We start from the raw sequence: 4,228 nt of genomic DNA, 5'->3' as shown, positions 1-4,228 counted from the left end.
GGAACAGTAAATTACCTCCCATTGATTTTACATTTCCCTTAAGCACCTTAACCGGGTTGAAGCCCGAAAGGAATAAAGCCGGGTAGCTGCCTGAGATGAGCCCGGTTACGAGGGCAATACCAACAAGGCTTAACCAAAGCCTTGCATCCGACATATTAATAATGAGTTTCCTGTTAGCCAACTCATTAAACGCCGGAAGGAACATGCGGACAATAACAAGTGCAAGCAATAAAGACAGGAACGAAATAAAAACCGACTCGCTCAAAAACTGGATAATCAACTGCCCGCGCACAGCGCCGGCAACCTTACGCAAGCCAATTTCCTTGGCCCTGCGTGCCGAACGTGCAGTAGCCAGGTTCATAAAATTGATACAGGCAACAACCAGTATCAAAATGGCAATAACAAAAAAGATGCTTACATATTGCGCGTTCCCATGACCCGGTGAATCGCCCAGCCTTTCGGGGGCCAGGTGTATTTTGGTTAACGGTTGTAATTTAAATGTAGCCTTGGTATCGGGGCTATGTTTATGAAAGATCTGCCCTATTTGAGTCTCCAGTTTGGATATGTTGGAAGCAGAGGGATCAAAACTTTTATCGAATTGAATGTAGCCGAAAAAATTAAAATTGTCCCAGATATTATTTTTAACATCATTATTGGTTTGGGCTATTAAAGCCATCGGAAGCAGGATGTCAAACTGCAGGTCGGAGTTGGCAGGAATATTGGCCATAACACCCGTTACTACCAGGTTCTCTTTGTTGTCTTTCCGTATTACCTTACCAATAGGGTCTTCTTTTCCAAAGTATTTTGTGGCGATGTCTTCTGTTATTAAAGCACCATTTACCTGCTTTAAAGCCGTAGCCCGGTCGCCTTTTAACAATGGGTACGAAAACATATCCATAAAACCCGGATCAGCGTAAAACACATGTTCTTCCTGAAACTTCCTGTTACCAGTTTCAAATAAAATGGATGGGAAACCGGGATATAAGCGGGCTGCATTTTTAACAACAGGTAGTTCCGCCTTTAACCCAAATGGCATCCCAGCCGAGCTCGCCGCAGTTTTAGAATCACCAAAATCACTGTTGATACGATAGATCTGCCAGGCATTTGTATGGAACTTATCGTAACTTAACTCGTTTTGCACCCAAAGCAAGATCAGGATACTTGAGGCAAGGCCTATCGCTAAACCCGATATATTGATAATGGAATAAGCTTTGTCCTTTATTATATTCCTGTAGGCCAGTTTAAAATATGTGTTGAACATGGGTATGTTGATTGAAAAGTGATAAACTTCTGTAAGTTATAAACTTACTAAGTAACGCTATTTAAAACTCGTGCCATCAATTCAAATTACTGATAAATAGATACTTACATAGAAAATTTTCGCAGTACCGTTCGAAAACGTTACACCAGGTGTGCGTTTTTGCCCAATCTGAAGCTATAGCAACCCTTTAACATGTACATCTGCAATTTCAACAAAATTGTAATTTAGCCTCTGCTTAAATCTTATGCAATATTATGCTTGATACCCCCACTATTGACGACGCGCTCAACAAAGGCCGGTTTATGATAATATACCCAATGCAGGCAATTACCGTTGTAACGATAGCGCTGTCAATATATTTAAGATCTGTAATAGGATGCCCTCCATTAATCCTATTGCCCACAATGCTCACCGGTCTCATCATCGGCATTATTTTTCGTGGCTTTATGGCTACCCGCTGGCGTATATGGGCATTTGAAAACGTTCGGAATGTTCATGAGCTGGAAGCACGTGCAATCAAAGCGGGGCTTATCCGCAACCAAAATCGTTCATGGTTTTTTCCCGAGTTTAGGAGCAGCTCCGACAAAGCAAAACTCGTAGAGCTATCAAAAAAATTTACCCAACCCGATATATTCATCAATGACCACACCGTAGCCAATGAAGTAAGAGTTTATTTTTCAAAAAGAAAAAACTATTTAGTTGCCGGAGCAGCCGCTGGTGGTGGTTTAGCCATAGGCATTGCTGTAATATTAAACAATCCCCAACAATATATTTTCGTAACGATGCTGCTTATCGCCGCCGGCCTGATAGCGTTTACCTCCCTAAAAAAGGCATTAAACACCACTCCGCGAATCATCATTAGTGATAAAGGCATCGAAACGGTAAACACTCCTTTTTATGAATGGAAAGATATTTACCAGGAAGAGGTGTTTACCGAACAGGCAGATAGAGCTATTATAACTTATTTTACCTATGCCTCACCTAATGGTTACGAAAAACTGGCAATTGGAAATGACCTGACGCATTCGGCACAGCAAATAGAATCTGCATTGAAACTATTTCGTTCACGAAGCGATAAAGCAAAACCTGTCACGGACGAAGCTACGCTTCGACCGTGACAGAGAAAAGCCCAAAGCTAAACATCCCTGCCTTAACCCATGGTGGCGGCATTTTGTCACCATCAAATTCAGACACCCAACCCAATTTAAAAAACCATCAAAAAAGCATAAAAATCGGATCAAAAATCAGTGCCGATCTACAGATATATTGAAACACCAAACCAACACTCAAAAAAGTTTTAAATACTGATTATCAACAATTTAATATTGTTCCATACAAAAACCTAAATTACTGATTACCAATCAATAACATTTAAAACCCGTTTCACTGTTTCACTCTCAAAAAATGGAACATAGCTGTTTTCAAGAAAAAGAAGCGCCGGACTTTTTCCATTTTTTTTCGGGAATCAAAAAATTGGGACACCCACTTTGTTACAATGATAACGATACATAAAGACACTGCCGCCGTAAGCCCAATGTCATTAAGTTAAGGGATTGACAGGTTGCACCAGAGGTGCAAAAGGTTTGTAGAAATGAAAGGTTTGTTTGTCTTAGTGTGCCAGAGGTACGCAACTCCGGTGTTCCGTACCTCTGGCACGGTGATTTTCGGTATATGATGTTACTACTACAAACCTGTTCCCCCTCTGGGGGATTTTCCTTAACTTAAAGACACTGCTGCCGCAAGCCTCCCGGCTTGTGGCCCGCTTACTAATTATCCGATATGAAAGACATATTTGCACGACGTTAAACCCACACATTACAGTCATTTTGTTGCAATTAACAATAATTCATTAAGTTGATGTACCTTATCATCGGCATAAAAAATTAAATTTGCAGCTGCAAACATTCATTCTTTTGGACAGAAAACTGATTATAGGAACCCGTGGCAGTGAATTGGCTTTATGGCAGGCCAATTTCGTTAAAGACAGCCTCGCTGCCATTAACATTATCGCCGAGTTAAAGATCATTAAAACCCAGGGCGACCGTATCCTGAACCTCAGCTTTGACAAGCTGGAAGGTAAGGGTTTCTTTACCAAAGAATTAGAAGAAGAATTAATTGCCGGTACTATTGATATCGCCGTGCACTCACATAAGGACCTGCCAACTGAAAATCCTCCGGGACTCATCATCGCGGCAGTTTCAGAACGGGAAGACCCCGCCGAACTGTTGCTGATCCTGAAGGACTGTGTTGATGTGCACCAAAAGCTATCAGTTAAATACGGTGCTATTGTAGGTACATCATCAAACCGCCGCAAGGCCCAGCTGCTGGCCCACCGCCCTGATCTTGAAATCGAAGACCTGCGCGGTAACGTACCTACCCGCATAGGTAAGCTGCGCGATGAAAAATACGATGCCATTATGCTGGCTAAAGCCGGTGTTACCCGTTTGGCTATTGATCTGAGTGAGTTTCATGTGGAAGAAATAACCCCGGTTGAACTGATCCCCGCTCCCGCACAAGGCGCGCTGGCCATCCAGATCCGCGAAACCGACCATGAGCTTTTTGAAGCCCTGCAAGCATTGCACCATACTGATGTGGCCGAGCAACTGGCTGTTGAACGTACTGTATTAAAATTATTCGGCGGCGGCTGCCACCTGCCTTTGGGTTGTTACTGCCGCAAGGAAGACGGGCTTTTCCAGGTATTTACTTCTAAAGCTGAGGAAGGCGATCAATTTCCGGACAGGTTATTTTTAGAAGCGCCAACCACCGAAGGCCTGGCCGAAAAAGTGGTAGCCAAATTTGCAAAGGGCCGCAAACACCCTGCAAGTGTGTTTATTTCGCGTGAGCTTGGCGAACAAAGCTATTTCCGCAAAGCGCTTGAAAAACACGGCATCCAGATAGAAGATCGTTCACTGATCCGTACCGTGCCCGTGATCACCCGGTTCGATTCATATATATTAAAAAATATTG

3 protein-coding genes are annotated in these 4,228 nt (G+C 42.9%); 2 read left to right on the top strand and 1 reads right to left on the bottom strand.

The features are described 5' to 3' along the window. Positions 1 to 1,261, bottom strand: a 1,261-nt coding sequence (locus VF500_RS18150) for an ABC transporter permease (protein ID WP_330861033.1), incomplete at its 3' end; no start/stop codon positions are given. Between the two features lie 404 nt (positions 1,262 to 1,665). On the opposite strand from VF500_RS18150, the gene VF500_RS18145 reads away from it, so the two are divergent. Next, entirely contained in the window at positions 1,666 to 2,379 is a 714-nt protein-coding gene (locus tag VF500_RS18145) for a hypothetical protein (RefSeq protein WP_330861032.1), read from the top strand. A gap of 795 nt (positions 2,380 to 3,174) precedes the next feature. Next, a partial coding sequence (gene hemC, locus VF500_RS18140; RefSeq protein ID WP_330861031.1) for a hydroxymethylbilane synthase occupies positions 3,175 to 4,228 on the top strand: 1,054 nt, incomplete at its 3' end.

It is taken from the genome of Mucilaginibacter sp., from assembly GCF_036383575.1.
Taxonomy (GTDB): domain Bacteria; phylum Bacteroidota; class Bacteroidia; order Sphingobacteriales; family Sphingobacteriaceae; genus Mucilaginibacter.
Note: the sequence above shows the minus strand (reverse complement) of the source record. Positions and strands in the feature narration are given on the sequence as shown.